Below are 15,929 nucleotides of genomic sequence, written 5' to 3' on the forward strand. Positions count from 1 at the left end.
CGGCCCTGACGGTCCTGACAGGATGCTCGGGATCGTTGGCAGGCGGTGCGAAAACCGTCACGAGAAACGTCGCCGTCACACGACCGGTCACCGTGAGCGGCGACGATCGCACCCTCACCGTCATGGCCGAGTGGGGCGGCTGCGACTCCCTCCCGCATCTGCGTGCGACCGAGACACCCAAGGCCGTCCTGCTCACCGTGCGGATCGCCGGCCGCACGGGAGCGGGCGTCGTCTGCCCGGCCGTCGCCCGCCTAGGGCCGGCCCGGGTGACCCTGCACACCGTGCTCGGCTTGAGGACGGTGACCGACGAGACGACCGGGCGGCGGCTGTCGGTCCGGAGGCAGTGAACCGACCGCGGACGGCCGGGCGGACGTGGATCCTTCCCTCAGGGTTCTCCTCCGCACGTCCCTTTCTTGCTACGCCGCGAGTCGTAGCAGGACCGCAAGACCGCCCCGCAGAGGGATTCGCCCACCCCCTCGGCCACGAAATCGTCATCCTGTCCTGGAAGTTGACGGAAAGGATCGGCCATCGTGCGGATAGGACGCATGGCGCCCTTGTTCACCGCGGGCATCACGGCGACGCTGCTCGCCGCCCTCGCCCCGGCGGCGCAGGCATCCGCGGCAGACCCGCTGAGAAGATTCGAGAACCAGAAGCCGGCCTGGCAGCGATGCGACGCGTCGCAGCCCGCCGCCCTGCAGTGCGCGACGATCAAGGTCCCGCTCGACTACGACCGTCCCGGTGCCAAGACGATCGACCTGGCCATCTCCCGGATGAGGACCAGCGTGCCCGGCAAGCGGCACGGGGTGATCCTCTTCAACCCCGGCGGTCCGGGCGGCGAAGGGCTGGACATGCCGGTCATGATGAAGGAGGCAATGCCCAGGAAGGTCCTCGACCAGTACGACCTCATCGGGTTCGATCCGCGCGGCGTGGGCCGTAGCAGCCCGGTCACCTGCGGTCTCACGACGACGGAGCAGAACTTCGAACGTGCCTACCGGCCCGAGACGTTCAGCCGTGACGTCGCATGGGCGCGGACCGTCGCCGACAAGTGCCGTGCCAGGAACGGCGCCAGGCTGCCGTACATCACCACCCGCAACACCGCCCGCGACATGGACGTCATCCGTGCCGTGCTGGGTCAGAAGAAGATCTCGTACCTGGGCTACTCCTACGGTACGTACCTGGGCGCTGTCTATGCGCAGATGTTCCCCCGGCGGACCGACCGCTGGGTGCTGGACAGCGCGGTCGACCCGGCACGGGTCTGGCGGGGCATGATCCAGGTCTGGGCGGAGGGCACCGAGCCGGCGTTCACCCGCTGGACCGAGTGGACGGCGCGGCGCGACCGCACCTACCGGCTCGGCACCACTCCGGCCAAGGTCAGGAAGACGTTCTGGGATCTGATCGCCCGCGCCGACCGCTCTCCCGTCGACGACGGTGGGCGCAAACTCACCGGCGACGACATCCGCGCCGCCCTGCGCTCCGAGTTCTTCACCCCCAAGTACGCGGCCGAGGCGGTCATGAACCTCAAGAAGGCCGCCGACGGGCATGTGACCTCCCGCGGTTCTCTCGTGCCGGGCGAGCAGCAGGGACCGCCCGGGTTCACGGCTTCGGCCGCGCAGGCACCGGACGACAACGGTACGGCCGCCTTCTGGGCCGTGGTCTGCGGCGACACCGCGGCCTGGCCGCGCGACCCCCAGCAGTACCGGCGGGACGCGATCCGCGACAAGGCCACGTACCCGCTCTACGGTGACATCGCCTCCAACATTCTGCCGTGCGCGTTCTGGAACAAGCCGGCCGAACCCGTCACCACTGTGCAGAACAAGGTCGGCGTGCTCACGGTCCAGAACCAGTGGGACTCCCAGACGCCCCTGGTCAGCGGCCTCGGGATGCACCACGCTCTCAAGGGCTCGCGCATGGTGTTCGTCAGGGGCGGCGAGGGCCACGGCGTGTACTCCGCGGACCCGAAGGCCTGCGCGAACCGCACCGTCAACGCCTACCTGAGCAGCGGGAAACTCCCGGCACGGGACGTCACCTGCACACCGTCCGCCGCTCAGCGCCCCGGCGTGGCTCAGCCCCTCGTCCCGGCGCCGCAGCACACACCGGCAGGGCCCCGCTTCTGACGGGCCCCGTCGGCCGAAGCGGACGGTAAACGAGGGAGGGACGGCGCGGGCCGTCGGGTCATGCGACTCCGGCGGCCCGCGCATCCGTCCGGCCTCAGGACGCGGACCTGGCGAGCGCCGCCAGGCTTTCGAAGTCCCAGGTGAGCGCGCCCGAGCGGAGATCCGATGTGACCGCGTCGAGCCAGTCGAGCTCCGCGGTCAGCACGGCGCGACGGTACTCGTCCTCCAGCATGGTGACCCGGGGCAGTGCCAGCTGCCGGGCTCCCTCGGCGGAAGCCTCCAACTCGGCCAGTTGTGACCGTACTTGGGAGGCGCGCGCGGACAGATCGGCCGCCACCTCGTGCGGCAGCAGCATCATGGTGAAGGAGAGCGCGGCCGGGAACTCCGGGTACTCCGCCCGCGGGGCGACCAGCATCTCGCGCAGCCACTCACGCGTCGTGGTACGGCCCGCGTCCGTCACGTCGTAGACGGTGCGTTCCGGGTACTGCTGATCCCGGCTGGTCTCGCGCACCGTGATCAGCCCCGCCTCGAGCAGCCGGTCGATGGTCCGGTACAGGCTCGCCCGCTGGCTGACATTGACGACCTGGTCCTTCCCCCACTGCTTGATCAGCCGCTGGATGCCGTACGGGTGCAGCGGCTGCAGGTGCAGCAGCGAGAGGACGGTGAGGCCGAGGGGGGAGCTGCGCATGCGCCGAGCTTACCGGAGTCGATCTCAAAGTGACTAGTTGACGGAGAACTAGTTTCACTGCAACTATCGATGGCGTGGAGGCGGCCCCCGCCGTCGACGACCCCACCCGCGAGAGGACCCACTGACATGACCCACACGCGCACAGCGATCGTGGTGGGCGGCGGCATCGCCGGCCCGGTTGCAGCCCTCGCGCTGCGCCGGGCCGGCATCGAGGCCACCGTGCACGAGGCCTATACGACGACCGCCGACGGCGTCGGCGGAGCGCTGGGCATCGCGCCCAACGGCCGGGCCGCCCTCGGCCTGGTCGGGCTGGACCGGATCGGCACCCCGATGAACGCCATCGTGCTGCAGAACCACAAGGGCCGGACCATCACCGAGATCCGCCAGCCGGCGCAGTTCAGCTGGCGCGCCGACCTGTACCGACGGCTCTACGACCTGGCCCTGCAGCAGGGCGTCGAAGTCCACCACGGCCACGAACTGGTCGACGTCCGCGAGAGCGGCAGTGGCATCCGGGCCGTCTTCGCCGACGGCTCCACCAGCGAGGAGGCCGACGTCCTGATCGGCGCGGACGGTCTGCGCTCCACCGTGCGCCGGCTGATCGACCCCCAGGCTCCAGAGCCGCGCTACTCGGGACTGCTCGGCTTCGGCGCGCGCGTCGAAGGCGCCGGACTGCCCCCCACCGGCGACCGGATGTACATGGCGTTCGGGCGCCGGGCCTTCTTCGGGTACCAGACCTTCGAGGACGGCTCCGGCGTCTGGTTCGCCAACCTTCCGTACGCCTACCGGACGTGGCAGCAGGCGCGGCAGACCTCGAACGAGCAGTGGCTGCACCGGCTGGCCGAGGCGTTCGCCGAGGACACGCTTCCCGCCCTGGACCTGCTGCGGCTGACCCCACCCGAGGATCTGATCACCACCGGTCCCATGGAGGACCTCCCGCACGTCCCGCACTGGCATCGCGGCCGCATGGTGCTGGTGGGCGACTCGGCCCACGCCACGTCCCCCAGCTCCGGCCAGGGCGCCTCACTCGCCGCGGAGAGTGCCGTGGAACTTGCCCGCGCGCTACGGGACCTGCCGCATCCCCAGGCCTTCGCCGCCTATGAACACGCCCGCCGCGCCCGGGTCGAGCGAGTCATCGCCCAGGGCGCCCGCACCAACAGCGGCAAGGCCGCCGGGCCGGTGGGGCGGGTGGTGCGGGACGCTCTCCTGCCCCTGTTCGCGCGCCTCGCCACCCCCGAGAAGATGGCCTGGCAATACGACCACCGGATCTCCTGGGACGCCCCCGTCGCCGCGTGAGGGCGAAGCGGTGACCGCGCTCCTTCCGGCCGGGATACTCCGCTGCGCTGCCGCAAGGAGCGAGCCGCCCGCCCGGGGCAGTGCGCCGGTGGACGGGCGGCTCGGACCGGGTGCCGGCGCCGACCGCGGGCTCAGATCCGTACGCGGTCCGGACCCGGATGCGGCAAGGGCGGGAGCCGCTTTTCGTAGAGCCAGGCCCGCAGCAGCGGCTCGATCCGTGCCGGATGTGATCGTCCGGCGTGGGCGATGAAGGCGGCGGTTTCGGCGCTCTTGCCGCGGTGCGCCCGGTGCCAGCCGCGCAGCATCGCGAAGAAGTCCCCGTCGCCCAGCGTCAGGCGCAGGGCATGCAGAGCGCACGCGCCCCGGTTGTAGACACGGTCGTCGAAGATGCGGTGCGGTCCCGGGTCGGCGATCCGCAGGTTCTGCTCGCCCTTCGCGAGCGTGTGCCAGGCCTGCCGGGCGATGCTGTCCGCGGGGTCCTCGCCGATGTGCTCCGACCACAGCCACTCGCCGTAGGTGGCGAAGCCCTCGTTGAGCCAGATGTCGCGCCAGTTGCGCAGGCTCACGCTGTTGCCGTACCACTGGTGGACGAGTTCGTGGGCGACGAGGGTCTCCCAGGTGCGGCTGCCGTCGATGTGGTTGCGGCCGAAGACGGACACCGTCTGGTTCTCCACCGGCTGGTCGAGGTCGGCGTCCACGACGACCGCGCCGTACGTCTCGAAGGGATACGGCCCGAACCAGCCGGTGAACGCGCTCAGCATGGCGGGCTGGCGGCCCAGGTCGTACCGAGCCGGACGGGACAGCCGTACGGGGAAGGCATTGCGCCCGGCGATGCGCCGGCCGGCCGCGGTGTCCTCGGCCTCCCAGGTCTCGTAGGCGAACCGGCCCGTGTACAGCGAGGCGAGATAGGGAGCCATCGGGCCCGGGTGATGGTACGTCCAGCGCTCCGCGGACCCGGTCGCGGTCTGCTCCAGCAGCGTCCCGTTGGCCAGCACGTGGTGCCCGTGGGGCACGCTCACCCGGAAGGTGAACTCGGCCTTGTCGTCCGGGCGGTCGTTGCACGGGAACCACGACGGGGCGCCGAGCGGCTGGGAGGCGACCAGTGTGCCGCCGTGCGCGTCGCCGGTACGGTCCCAGCCGATCTGCCCGAACGGCGTGCGCAGCGGGCCCGGTCGGCCGCCGTAGCCGATCTCCACGCTGAAGGCGGTACCGGCGCCGATCGGGCACGGCGCGGGCAGGATCAGCTTGTTGCGTCGCCTGCCGGGGCGGACGGCGGTCCCGTCGATCCGGGCCTCGTGCACGGCGAACCGGGCGAGGTCCAGCTCGACCCGAGGCAGGGTCCGCTCCGCGACCGCCCGGATGTGCGCCCGCCCGTCGAGCGTGCCGACGGCCGGGTCGTACGCGAGGTGCAGGTCGTAGGAGAGGGTGCGGTGAGCGTACGTCCCATGGCTTGCGAAGTAGCGTGCCCCCTGCGACGGCGTGTGGTCCGTGGCCGTCGCCGCGAGCGGGGCGAGCGCCGCGCCGCGGATCAGCGCGCGCCGGCTGCACCAGGTCATGCCGCCTCCCCTCCGGCGAGCGAGGCGGTGGTGGTGGCGCCGACACCGGCGATGGGGTTGCCGGCCCAGCGGGTGCCGTCCGGCACCGTCTCACCTCGCATCACGAGCGAGGCGGCGGCGATGGACGCCCCCGCGCCGATCGTGGTGCCCGGCAGGGTGATGCTGTGCGGTCCCAGGGAGGCCCCGGCCGCCAGCCGTACGGTGTCCATCCGCATGATCCGGTCGTGGAACAGGTGGGTCTGGAGCACACATCCGCGGTTGACGCTGACGCCGTCGCCGAGGCTGATCAGGTCGGTCTCCGGCAGCCAGTAGGTGTCGCACCACACGCCCCGTCCGATGCGCGCGCCGAGGCTGCGCAGCCACCAGTTCAGCACGGGCGTGCCCAGGTGCGCCCCCGCACCCCACGGCACGGCCAGGACCTCCACGAAGGTGTCGAACAGCTCGTTGCGCCACACGAACGACGACCACAACGGGCGCTCACCGGACCGGAAACGGCCCACGAGCAGCCATTTGGCGCCGGTCGTGGTCAGGCAGGCCAGCAGGGACGCGGCCATCAGCAGCGGAATGCCGGCGAGCGCGGCCAGGGGCAGCCCGCCGAGGTCCAGGGCCTCCTGCTCGGTGAGCAGCAGGCTCTCCGCGAGCACCGTGCCGATGATCACGGGCAGCACGCGGCACAGTTCCACGGCCGCGCGGGCCGCCACCAGCCGCCGGGGCGGGGCGAACGTGCGTGCCGGGTCGCCGCTTTCCGGCAGACGGGGCAGCGGCATCGCCGGCCGCCCGATCCAGGACATGCCGGGCTCGCCCTGTGCCGGGGCGTCGGACAGCACGCCGACCAGTGCGTGGTCGCCGACCTCACGGTCGGGGCCGACGATGCCCGAGTTGCCGACGAACGCGCGCGTGCCGATCCGTACGTGCCCCAACCGCATCCATCCGCCGCGCAGTTCGAACGGCGCGACCAGCGTGTCGTCGGCGAGGAACGCGCCGTCGTCCACCCGGAGCAGCGACGGCAGCGGAAGCACCGTCGAGATCTCGGCGCCACGGCCGACGCGAGCGCCGAGCAACCGCAGCCAGTACGGCGTCGCCAGGCTCGCGTACAGGGGGAAGAAGCCGGCTCGGGCACCGTCGAGCAGCCGCGTCACCAGCCAGGCACGCCAGGCCACGCCCCCGTCCGCGCGGTGCGTTCCGGGCTTGATCGACCGGTTCAGCAGGCGTACGGCGAGCACGGTGACCAGCATTCCGAAGATCGTGGTCATGACCGCGAACAGCGGTGCGGCGGCGAGCAGATGGCCGGCCGCGCCGGACAGTGTCGGTGTGGAGCGGACCAGCAGCCAGGTGGCGAACAGTGCCGGGGCCGCCGCCAGCAGGGACAGCAGAGGCAGCCCGGCCAGGGAGAGCGCGTAGGCCAGGTGCCAGCGCCGTCGGCGGTCCGCCAGGGGCGCCGGCCACCCGGCACCCGCGAGACGCTCGGCGGGCTCGGCCGGCCGGGCCGGCGAACCGGTCCACACGGTGCCGTCCGGGATCCGCCCGTCCAGACAGCTGCCGGCGGTCAGCTCCGCACCACGCCCGACGACGGCACCGGGGAGCAGCGTGCTGCGGTGACCCAGCCGGGCACCCGCTCCGACGGAGACCGGCCCGACGTGCAGCGTGTCACCGTCGAGCCACCAGCCCGCGATGTCCGCCTCGGGTTCGACACTGCATCCGTCGCCCAGTTCGGCCAGGCCCGTCACCGGGGGCATCGTGTGCAGCCGTACGTCGCGCCCGGTGCGGCAGCCGAGGAGCCGGGCGTACCAGGCGGCCCACGGGGTGCCGACCAGGGACGGCACGCCGAACGACGCGACCGCCCGCTCCGCGCTCCACAGCCGCAGATGCACGGCACCACCGCGCGGATGGGCACCCGGAGCGATCGAGCCGGCCAGCGTGCGGGCGAGGCCCGCTCCGATCAGGCAGCGCAGCGGTGCGCTGAACAGCACGGCCCAGCCGACCAGGACCAGCCACCACGACGTGTGCGGAGCCCAGCGGTGCGGGGCGATCCAGCCGAGCACGTTGTCCGCCGCGGCCAGTCCCACCAGCCCGCGCAGGCCCGTGATCCCGTACCCGGCCAGCTGGACGAAGAACTGCACGACGGCCGTCCGTCGGGGTATCGGCCGGGCAGGGCGCACCTCCTGCGCGGGACCGGCCAGGGAGTCGAGATGGGCGGCCATGCGGTGCAGCACCGGGTGCCGGTAGAGATCGGCGACCGACAGGCCCGGATACTCCGCGCGCAGCATCGAGGCCATCCGGGCGGCGGTCAGGCTGGTGCCGCCGAGAGCGACGAAGTCGCTGTCCGGGCCGGGCCGCAGACCCAGCAACTGCTCCCAGACGTCCGCCAGTCGGGCCGCCGTCCCGGACAGCCGGTGCGCCGTGTCACCGTCGTCGCCCCCGCCGCCGGCCAGGGGCACCGGCCAGGGCAGCGCCCTGCGGTCGACCTTCCCGGAGGCGCGCGTGGGCAGAGTCGTCACCTCGGCCAGCACCGGCACCAGCGGCGCGGGCAGCTGCTCGCTCAGCAGCTCCCTGGCCTTGCCGGCCTCGAACGCCGACCGCCCGCCGACGCCCTGTTCCGCAATGACGTAACCGACCAGCACCGGGGCGCCGACCGCCGTCGACTGCACGGCCGCGGCGGCGCCGCGCACCCCCGGCAGCGCGAGCAGGGCCGCGTCGATCTCGCCCAGTTCGACGCGTCGCCCGCCCAGCTTGACCTGGTCGTCGGCGCGCCCCAGGAACACCAGCCCCTGGGCGTCGGCGCGCACGAGGTCGCCCGAGCGGTAGGCGCGCGGCGAGTCCAGCGCGGGACACGGCCGGAAGCGCTCGGCGTCCTTCATGGGGTCGAGATAGCGCGCGGTGCCGGCGCCGGCGATCACCAACTCGCCCTCCTCGCCGTACGCCACAGGTTCTCCCGTCGCGTCGACGACCGCCAACTCCCAGCCCGCGAGCGGCAGTCCGATGCGCACGGTGCGGCCGGGCTCGAGCCGGGCGGCGCACGCCACGACGGTGGTCTCCGTCGGGCCGTAGGTGTTCCACATCTCCCGCCCGGGACCGGCGAACCGTTCGACCAGGCCGGGCGGGCACGCCTCGCCGCCCAGGATCAGCAACCGCACCCGTCGCACCGCCTCTTCGGGCCACATGGCCAGCAGCGTCGGGACGGTGGAGACGACGGTGATGCCACGGTCGTCCAGCCAGGCGCCGAGTTCATGACCGGCCCGGACGAGTGAGCGCTCGGCCGGCACCAGACAGGCGCCCGAGCGCCAGGCCAGCCACATCTCCTCGCAGGAGGCGTCGAAGGCGACGGACAGCCCCGCGAGGACACGGTCGCCGGGACCGAGCGGGCGCTCGCGCAGGAACAGGCGTGCCTCGGCGTCCACGAAGGCGGCGGCGGACCGATGCGTGACGGCCACGCCCTTGGGCGCGCCGGTCGAGCCGGACGTGAAGATGATCCAGGCGTCGTCCTGCGGGACGGGCGTGCAGCGATCCGCCGCCGCGTTCGACGGTACGGCGAGACCGGCGGGCTGCGGATGGGGCCCGAGGACGAGACACACCCCGGCTTCACGGAAGACGGTGGCGGCACGCTCCTCGGGGTCGTCCGCGTCGACCGGTACGTAGGCCGCCCCGCAGTGCAGTACGGAGAGGATCGACAGATACAGGTCCGCGCTACCGGAGGGAACCCGGATCCCCACGCGGTCACCGGGGCCGATGCCCCGGCCCGTGAGGCGCTGGGCGCGACGCAGCACCTCGGCCCACAGCTCACGGTAGGTCAGTATGTCGGCGCCCGTGTCCAGGGCGGGTGCATCCGGACGGCGGGCGACGGTGGCCTGCAGGACGTCGATGAGAGTACGTGGCGGTGAAGCCGCCGCGGAACGGAAGAGAGCCCGGCCGTCAGGTGACGTGAGGGACTGATGGGGCGCATCGAATGCGGGCGATGACAAAGTGGTGCCTCTGGTGTGCGGTGCCGATGGATGCGAAGTCGCGAAGTCCATTACGGCTTGTCAGATGTACTCGTGTGGCGGGACGTTCACCAACTCAATGCAATTTATACACGACCGGCCCATGGGGTGAAATTGAGGAATTAAAAACCGCGATTCGACCATCGGGATTGACGTGCATCAATTCCTTTCGATTTCGGAAAGAAGGCGGCGTGAGTATGGTTTGATTTGTGCGTGGTTATGGTGTGACGCACTGTCATGTGCGCCTGCAGGGGTGGGAGCAGGGCGGCCTGGGCCGGGCAGGTCCAGCTCCTGGCTGACGAGGGGGACAGCACGGATGCTGCCCTGCCGGCTTTACGCTACGCGGGGGTTACCTGGATGCTCGAGGTCCAGGCGAACTCGTTGCTGCCTTGGTGCTCGTGGCCGGGTTCCAGGTGGTAGGTGACGATGAGGTTGCCGGATGTGCACGAAGAGGTCCGGAGAAACGGGCTTTTTCGAAAGGGAGTTGGAACCGGACAGGGACTGTTCAGCGTCCCTGCCGAAACGGTCTCAATCGCTCCCACTTGTGAAGCGCCGGCACCGCGGGCCCACCGCGCGGGGCCGGAACGGACCGGACGCGTGCGGTCACGTGACCCGGGAGAAGGCCGACAGGCCAAGGACACCGGAACTGGGCTGGTTCGTACCGGTGTTGCGAGGCCTCGGTCCGGCCTGGACCGCGACGGCCAAGCCTGCAGGGTGACAGTAGGAAGACGCAGGCGGTCACCCGGCCGCACCGGCACCTCCCACCGCAGCTCGTCGACTGCTCGCCGTACTCGGCTTTCCCCGGTTGACCGCGGGCTCCGGCCCGCCCGTGCGCGGCTGCCCCGACTGCGCCGAACGCGTACCGCACCTGGCCGGGCGCCTCGGCGCCACCCTGCCCACCGCCGTGCTCGCCCGCCAGTGCCTGACCCGCTGTCCCGACGACCGCGCGCTCACCATCACCGAGACCGGCCCCCGCCGACTGACCGACCTGGCAATTCCCGTCCGGACCCCGGCCCGCTCACCGCACGGCCGCAGCAGGTCAGGCCGGGGATTGGACGAAGACCTGCTCACCCTCACCCGACGGTTCCTCGAACTTGGCCAGGTAGTGGTTGAGCAACTCCTCGTCCACGGTGACGGAGTTGGCCCCCCGCTCGCCGTTGCGCGCCTCGAGACGACGCTCCAGCGTCGTCCGGTCGGCCTTGAGGTGGACCAGCTCCCAACGGCACCCGTGGCTCTCCACCAGCGCCTTGTAGTCGTCACGGGCGGCCCGGCTCCAGAAGCTGTAGTCCACCACCACGTCGCGCCCGGCCAGCATCAACTCGACCAACTCCCGCCGCTGCTCGCGGCGGACCTCTTCCTTGAGCCGGTCGAAGGCCTCCGCCTCAAGCACCACGCCGGCGTCCTGCTGCCCGAGCCGTTGCCAGACGGCCTCGTCGATCGAGAGACGTACGTAACCGCGAAGGACCAGTTCCCTCGCCCAGGTGGTCTTGCCAGCTCCCGGAAGACCACACATCAGCACCACCGTGCTCACCTGCCCCGTCATGGGGCCAGGGTAGCGGCGCAGCTCCGCCGGGACGACGACCCGGTCGGGGACGGCGAACGTATGCGTGCAGGCGGCCGGACGGGCCGTTGTCAGACGTGGGCCTCGAGGAACTCGATGAGGGCCGCGTTCACCTCGTTCGGGCGTTCCTGCTGCGTCCAGTGACCGCAGCCGGTCAGCTTGATCGGCTTGCGCCACAGACTCGGCATCAGGTCGGGGAGCTTCTCGATGAGTTCGGGCGTGCCCGGGAAGGCCGGGACCAGGTCTCGGTCGCCGTAGATGTACAGCGCGGGCCGGGTGACGGCGGCGCCCTGCCACGGAGCGGTCAGTTCCCAGTTGCGGTCGAGGTTGCGGTACCAGTTGAGGGGCCCGGTGAAGCCGCCGGAGAAGCTCTCGGTGAGCGCGTCGAGATCGTCTTCGGTGAACCAGTCCGGCAGCACATCAGGATCCACCATGCTGTCGAGCCAGCCCTGGCCGGGTTCGATCAGCGGCTGCATGAGTGCGCCGCTGGGGCGAGCGGAGCCGGATGCTCCATAGAAGAACTTCCGGAGGGTCGTGCGTGTGTCCCTGGCGAACTCGGCGTCGGCCACACCGGGGCGGTTGAAGTAGTTCCAGTAGAAGCGGCCGTCGAACCGCTTGTCCATGGTCTCCAGGGGCGGATGCGCCCCACGGAAGGGCGGCGGCACGCTCAGGCCGGCCACCGCGCGCACCATGTCCGGTCGCAGCAGCGCGGTGTGCCAGGCGACCGGGGCGCCCCAGTCGTGCCCGACGACGAACGCCTTCTCCTCGCCCAGGGCACGGATCAGTCCGACGACGTCCCCGACCAGGTGGAAGATGGTGTAGGCGCCGACGTCCTCGGGGTGGTCGCTGCGGCCGTATCCGCGCTGGTCGGGAGCGACTACCCGGAAGCCGGCGTCGGCCAGGGGGCCGAACTGGTGGTGCCAGGAGTGCCAGGACTCGGGGAAGCCGTGCAGCAGCACGACGAGGGGGCCGCTGCCCTGCTCGGCGATGTGCAGCCGAATGCCGTTCACGTCGATCATGCGATGCTCAACCATGTGCATGAGCGTACGCGCCGTGATCGTCGCTCTGCGGTGCAGACCCTGGGCCCAGCCGTGAGGTTGCGCTGATCGAAGGCTTGCCTGTCAGCAGTTCCGCCACGGCACCGACCCCAGGCCCGGGCCGACTCGGTTCGGCCCTCCTGTTCGGCAACCCCGGCTTCTCGGGGCGGCCCGCCGGCACTCACCCGGCCGGTGGAGGCTCTTCGCCGAAGACCCAGGGCGCGAGGACGACCAGCCAGCCGTCCGGGTCCTCGAAGAGTACGGCGCCGTGTTCGGGCCAGTAGGGGTTCGCGGAGGGGACGGGGCTGTGCCCGTGCTCGGTGAGCCGTCGGGCGGCGACCGCAACGGCTTCGGGGCCGCGCAGGTACAGCACCAGCTGGTTCTCCGGGTGCGGTTCGGGAATGCGGGGCGGCTCGCCGTGCTGCAGCAGTTCCATGTGCACAGGGGTGCCTGGCAGCCCGAGGACGATGCCGTCGTAGCCCTGGTGGCCGTGCCACTGGGCGAGTACCGGCAGGCCGAGGACGTCATGGTAGAAGACCAGGACGTCGTCGTAACTCGCGGTCGGCCGGACGAAGCGGACCGCTCCTACGTCGAGGTGGCTGGGCCAGGAGTGCGACATGGCTCGATGCTGACACGGGCCCACCGGCGGGCAAATCGGGCTGTGGACCTACGACCGCAGGAGCGGGTCCGCTCGGCATCCGGGTACCCGGCGGACGTGTCCCCGAGAGACGACGGCAGGGAGGCGCTGACGATGGCACGCATCCTGATCAGGGGCGATGACCTGGTCGTACGCCTGGCCCGGTGGGAGCGGGCGGTCGTACGGCGCGGTGACGTACGGGTGCCGCTGGCGGCGGTGCGCCGGGTGACGGTCGAACCGGACTGGTGGCGTGCCCTGCGCGGAAGTCAGGAACGTGGCATCCGCATCCCCGGTGTCCTGTGCCTGGGTGCGCGCGGCCACCAGGGCGGGAAGGACTTCGTGGCGGTACGGCCCGGCAGATCCGTGGTCTGTGTCGAACTGTGGGCGTCCGCTCCCTTCCGGCTGCTCGCCGTGGCCGGGAGGAGTGATCGGGAAGCCCGGGCCGTGGCTCGCGAGCTGCGACGCAGCGCACCCAAGACTGACACCTCCACGCCCTGTCGGCAGCCGCTGCCCGTGCCCGAGGAGGCGGAGGACGGTCCCGCCGCAACGCCTGCCCCGGAACCGGCGGCCGTCACCCGCGTCGCTCACCGTGCCCTGCCCGCGTGAGGCCGGCGCTGCCGTGTGCCGCGCCGTGGCGAGGTCGATCGTGGCCGAGGGGGTTCCTCGCGGGTGGCGCCGGCCCCGTGACCTCCACATGGGCCGGACGCAGCAGCCCGGGACCGAGCCGGTAGCCGGGGCGCAGGATCTTCGTGCAGATCAACTGCTCGGCGTCGGGGCAGACGTGATGGGTGAGGGCGTCGTGACAGGAGGGGTCGAAGGGGTCGCCCTCCTTCGCGAACGCCTCAAGTCCCAGGGATCCCGCCTGGGTTCGAAGGGTGTCGGCGATGTCCTTCAGACCTGTGGTCATGGGTTCGTGCGCGCACACGCGGTCGACGGAGTCGAGGACGGGCAGCAGGGCGCGCAGGACGTTGGCGACGGCGATCTCGCGCACGGCGATGCGGTCCCGGCGCACCCGCTTGCGGTAGTTGTCGTACTCGGCCTTCACCCGCTGCAGATCGGCCGTGCGTTCCTCCAGCAGCCGTTGCAACTGGGCGGGGTCCCTGGTACCCGCCCGGCCCTTGTCCATCGTCAGCCCGCCTGCGGTTTGTCGTCGTCGACGATCTCGGCGTCCACCACTTCCTCGTCCGAGGATGGGGCAGCGGAGCCGGCGGACGACGGGCCCGCGCCGGAGGACGCCTGGCTCTCGGTACGGGACTTCTCGTACAGGGCCGTGCCGATCTTCTGTGCCGTCTCGGCCGCACGCTCGAAGGCCTGCCGGATCGCGGCCGTGTCCTCGCCCTTGAGCTTCTCCTTCAGCTCCGTGAGGGCGCTCTCCGTCTCGCTCCTCGCGTCCGCCGGGATCTTCTCGGGGTTCTCCCTGATGAGCTTCTCGGTGGAGTAGACGAGCTGTTCGGCCTGGTTGCGGGTCTCCGCGTCCTCCCGGCGCCTGCGGTCCTCCTCGGCATGCTGCTCCGCCTCGCGCACCATACGGTCGATGTCGTCCTTGGGGAGCGCCGAGCCGCCGGTGACGGTCATCTTCTGTTCCTTGCCGGTGCCGAGGTCCTTGGCGGAGACGTGCATGATGCCGTTGGCGTCGATGTCGAAGGCGACCTCGATCTGCGGCACTCCGCGCGGCGCAGGCGCGAGGCCGGTGAGTTCGAACATGCCGAGTTTCTTGTTGTAGGCGGCTATCTCCCGCTCGCCCTGGTACACCTGCACGCTCACCGAGGGTTGGTTGTCCTCGGCGGTGGTGAAGATCTCCGAACGCCGGGTCGGGATCGTGGTGTTGCGGTCGATCAGCTTGGTCATGATGCCGCCCTTGGTCTCGATGCCCAGGGACAGCGGGGTGACGTCGAGCAGCAGGATGTCCTTGACCTCGCCCTTGAGGACACCGGCCTGGAGCGAGGCGCCGACGGCCACCACCTCGTCCGGGTTCACGCCCTTGTGCGGGTCCTTGCCGGTCAGTTCCCGCACCAGGTCCGTCACCGCCGGCATACGGGTCGAACCGCCGACCAGGATGACATGGTCGATGTCGGAGACCTTGATGCCGGCGTCCTTGATCGCGTTGTGGAACGGGGCCTTGCAGCGCTCCAGCAGGTCCGCCGTCAGTTGCTGGAACTGGGCGCGGGTGAGCTTCTCGTCCAGGTGCAGCGGGCCCTCCGGAGAGGCCGTGATGTAGGGGAGGTTGACGTTCGTCTCCGACGAGCTGGACAACTCGACCTTGGCCCGCTCCGCGGCCTCCCGCAGCCGCTGCACGGCCATCTTGTCCTTGGCGAGATCGAGGCCGTAGTTGTTCTTGAAGGTCGTGACCAGGTGGTCGACGATCCGCTGGTCCCAGTCGTCGCCGCCGAGGTGCGTGTCGCCGTTGGTGGCCTTGACCTCGATGACGCCCTCGCCGATCTCCAGCAGGGACACGTCGAAGGTACCGCCGCCCAGGTCGAAGACGAGGACCGTCTGGTCGTTCTCCTTGTCCAGCCCGTACGCCAGCGCCGCCGCCGTCGGCTCGTTGATGATCCGCAGCACGTTCAGGCCGGCGATCTCCCCGGCCTCCTTGGTCGCCTGCCGCTGGGCGTCGTCGAAGTAGGCGGGGACGGTGACGACGGCGTCGGTGACGTCCTCGCCCAGGTGCGCCTCCGCGTCCCGCTTGAGCTTCTGCAGCACGCGCGCGGAGATCTCCTGCGCCGTGTAGCGCCTGCCGTCGATGTCACCGTGGTCGGGGAAGTGCCAGCCGTGATCGCCCATGTACCGCTTCACGGAGCGTGCGGTGCGGTCGACGTTGGTGACCGCCTGCCGCTTGGCGACCTCCCCGACCAGCACCTCGCCGTTCTTCGCGAACGCCACGACCGAAGGTGTCGTCCGGGCCCCCTCCGCGTTGGTGACCACGGTGGGCTCGCCGCCCTCGAGGACCGAGACCACGGAATTCGTCGTTCCCAGGTCAATTCCGACTGGACGCGCCATCTGGACTCATCCTCCTCGTCCGTGCCCGGCCCCGAGAACGAGCTGCGTGGGCGGCGGCCGAGGTGACGC

At 71.1% G+C, this 15,929-nt stretch carries 12 protein-coding genes; 4 read left to right on the plus strand and 8 right to left on the minus strand.

Translation table 11 applies throughout. From position 1 onward, the window contains the following. Nucleotides 1-92 precede the first annotated feature (92 nt). Nucleotides 93-347: a hypothetical protein gene (locus GQF42_RS41205; RefSeq protein ID WP_158928619.1), complete on the plus strand. Its 255-nt coding sequence runs from the start codon at nucleotides 93-95 to the stop codon at nucleotides 345-347. A 198-nt stretch (nucleotides 348-545) separates the two neighbouring features. Continuing rightward, nucleotides 546-2,114, plus strand: coding sequence for an alpha/beta hydrolase (locus tag GQF42_RS41210; protein ID WP_158928621.1), 1,569 nt, complete (start codon nucleotides 546-548; stop codon nucleotides 2,112-2,114). A 94-nt stretch (nucleotides 2,115-2,208) separates the two neighbouring features. Here GQF42_RS41210 and GQF42_RS41215 read toward each other — a convergent pair whose 3' ends face one another. Beyond that, nucleotides 2,209-2,802, minus strand: coding sequence for a PadR family transcriptional regulator (locus GQF42_RS41215; RefSeq protein ID WP_158928623.1), 594 nt, complete (start codon nucleotides 2,800-2,802; stop codon nucleotides 2,209-2,211). Between the two features lie 126 nt (nucleotides 2,803-2,928). Here GQF42_RS41215 and GQF42_RS41220 point away from each other — a divergent pair, with 126 nt between their 5' ends. Beyond that, nucleotides 2,929-4,095 carry an FAD-dependent oxidoreductase gene (locus GQF42_RS41220; RefSeq protein WP_158928625.1) on the plus strand — a complete coding sequence of 389 codons (1,167 nt, stop codon included), beginning with the start codon at nucleotides 2,929-2,931 and terminating at the stop codon, nucleotides 4,093-4,095. Between the two features lie 131 nt (nucleotides 4,096-4,226). Here GQF42_RS41220 and GQF42_RS41225 read toward each other — a convergent pair whose 3' ends face one another. The 5 genes from GQF42_RS41225 to GQF42_RS41245 form a co-directional block, all read right to left on the minus strand. Next, on the minus strand, nucleotides 4,227-5,651 hold the full coding sequence (locus GQF42_RS41225) for a M1 family metallopeptidase (RefSeq protein WP_158928627.1): 1,425 nt from the start codon (nucleotides 5,649-5,651) through the stop codon (nucleotides 4,227-4,229). Continuing rightward, on the minus strand, nucleotides 5,648-9,661 hold the full coding sequence (locus tag GQF42_RS41230) for a Pls/PosA family non-ribosomal peptide synthetase (RefSeq protein WP_158928629.1): 4,014 nt from the start codon (nucleotides 9,659-9,661) through the stop codon (nucleotides 5,648-5,650). The genes GQF42_RS41225 and GQF42_RS41230 overlap by 4 nt, the downstream gene beginning before the upstream one ends. A gap of 1,006 nt (nucleotides 9,662-10,667) precedes the next feature. Continuing rightward, on the minus strand, nucleotides 10,668-11,171 hold the full coding sequence (locus GQF42_RS41235; protein ID WP_158928631.1) for an AAA family ATPase: 504 nt from the start codon (nucleotides 11,169-11,171) through the stop codon (nucleotides 10,668-10,670). 89 nt (nucleotides 11,172-11,260) lie between these two features. Next, nucleotides 11,261-12,208 (minus strand): alpha/beta fold hydrolase, encoded by a 948-nt coding sequence (locus tag GQF42_RS41240; protein ID WP_158931204.1) that lies wholly within the window; start codon nucleotides 12,206-12,208, stop codon nucleotides 11,261-11,263. Nucleotides 12,209-12,407: 199 nt separating this feature from the next. Beyond that, nucleotides 12,408-12,845, minus strand: a complete 438-nt coding sequence (locus tag GQF42_RS41245) for a VOC family protein (protein WP_158928633.1) — start codon at nucleotides 12,843-12,845, stop codon at nucleotides 12,408-12,410. Nucleotides 12,846-12,977: 132 nt separating this feature from the next. On the opposite strand from GQF42_RS41245, the gene GQF42_RS41250 reads away from it, so the two are divergent. Then, a complete protein-coding gene (locus tag GQF42_RS41250) occupies nucleotides 12,978-13,469 on the plus strand; it encodes a hypothetical protein (RefSeq protein ID WP_158928635.1) in 492 nt (163 codons plus the stop codon). On the opposite strand, the gene grpE is transcribed toward GQF42_RS41250, so the two are convergent. Both grpE and dnaK read right to left on the minus strand, forming a co-directional pair. Next, a complete protein-coding gene (gene grpE, locus GQF42_RS41255) occupies nucleotides 13,435-13,989 on the minus strand; it encodes a nucleotide exchange factor GrpE (RefSeq protein WP_158928637.1) in 555 nt (184 codons plus the stop codon). The two genes, GQF42_RS41250 and grpE, sit on opposite strands and share 35 nt — an antisense overlap. A 2-nt stretch (nucleotides 13,990-13,991) precedes the next feature. Beyond that, on the minus strand, nucleotides 13,992-15,860 hold the full coding sequence (dnaK, locus tag GQF42_RS41260; RefSeq protein WP_158928639.1) for a molecular chaperone DnaK: 1,869 nt from the start codon (nucleotides 15,858-15,860) through the stop codon (nucleotides 13,992-13,994). Between the last annotated feature and the right edge of the window lie 69 nt (nucleotides 15,861-15,929).

The sequence above is a fragment of the Streptomyces broussonetiae genome (genome assembly GCF_009796285.1).
GTDB lineage: Bacteria > Actinomycetota > Actinomycetes > Streptomycetales > Streptomycetaceae > Streptomyces > Streptomyces broussonetiae.